The sequence below is a fragment of the Limnohabitans sp. 2KL-51 genome, from assembly GCF_003063645.1.
Lineage (GTDB): Bacteria > Pseudomonadota > Gammaproteobacteria > Burkholderiales > Burkholderiaceae_C > Limnohabitans_A.
This window is the reverse complement of the sequence record NZ_NESJ01000055.1, coordinates 1-1,338: the sequence shown is the minus strand read 5'-3', so window position 1 is coordinate 1,338 and position 1,338 is coordinate 1. Positions and strand designations below refer to the sequence as shown.

Annotated in this window: 1 pseudogene; it reads right to left on the bottom strand. The window is 66.0% G+C overall.

Going from position 1 to position 1,338, the window contains the following annotated elements:
* Positions 1 to 1,338 (bottom strand): annotated as a pseudogene (locus B9Z49_RS21350) (hypothetical protein); the annotation flags it as partial.

The window sequence follows — 1,338 nt, the reverse complement described above, 5'->3', positions numbered from 1 at the left end:
TGTTGTTGTTCACCGTGTAGGTGTAGCTGCCGTTGGTGCCCATCACCAAGGTGCCGTATTGGCCCGTGATGGTGGCCGGCCCGCTGGTGGTGCTGAGCGCTGCGCCGCCTGCAAGCTTGGCCGATTGCACGGTGAGGTTGTCGCCCAGGTCGTTGCTCAGCACGTTGCCCGTGGCCGTGCTGCCCGCTGTGGCGTTGGCCGTGCCCCCCGCTTCCACAGCATTCGAGGCATCGTCCACGCTGATCACGGTGGCGTTGCGGATATCCGCAATCACCTCAATGGCTTGCTGGTCTTCGCCCGGGTCGTCGCCCAGGGCTACCGGGTCGGTGGTGAAGCGGATGCCCGCTTGGTCGACCACCGTGGCTTTGAGGGTGTAGTTGCCCACGTTCTGGTTGGTCTCGAACGGCCAGACCCAGCTGTAGTTGCCGCTGGTGCCGGTGATGGGCGCAAAGGCGGTGGCCACCCGTTGGCCGTTGGCATCGAACAGCTCGAGCTTGACTTGGGATTCGGCCGAGATGACGGTGCCCGCCTTCTCGGTGATGGTGCCCCGGTAGGTGAGCGTGTTGTCGGTGCCGCTGAAGTCACCTGCGGTGCCCGTGTCCGTGCTCATGGAGGTGATGTCCACCACGGCCCGGCCGTTGTCCACGATTTGTTCGATGTTCTTGTACTCGATGGTCTGGGGCGTGCCGTCAGGTCCGATGTACTCGATCACGCCCGAGCCCGGTGTGCTGCCGGGCTTGACCACGGCTTGGTCCAGGCGCGAGATGTCCAGCACGTCGGTGCCCGCACCGCCGTCCACCGTGTCGTTGCCCCCGCCCGCGATGATGGTGTCGTTGCCGTTGCCACCCTGGATGCTGTCGTTGCCGTTGCCGCCATCGAGCTTGTCATTGCCGTTGCCGCCGTCCAGGGTGTCGTTGCCCTCGCCACCGTCCAGCGTGTCGTTGCCGTTGCCGCCATCGAGCTTGTCGTTGCCGTTGCCGCCCGAGAGGCTGTCGTCGCCGTTGCCGCCGTCCAGGGTGTCGTTGCCGTTGCCGCCATCCAGCGTGTCGTTGCCATCGCCCCCGCTCAAGCTGTCGTTGCCGTTGCCGCCCGAGAGGCTGTCGTTGCCATTGCCACCGTCCAAGGTGTCGTTGCCGTCACCCCCGTCCATGGTGTCGTTGCCGTTGCCGCCGTTGATGCTGTCATCGCCGTTGCCGCCCGAGAGGCTGTCATTGCCGTCGTTGCCGTTGGTGTTGGCTTTGTTGGGGTCGCTGGTGGTGGCGGTGTTGCCCGCCGCATCCCGTGCGCTGGCGGTGATGGTGTCGCCCACCACGGCGCTGGTGGGGGTCAGGCTCCAGG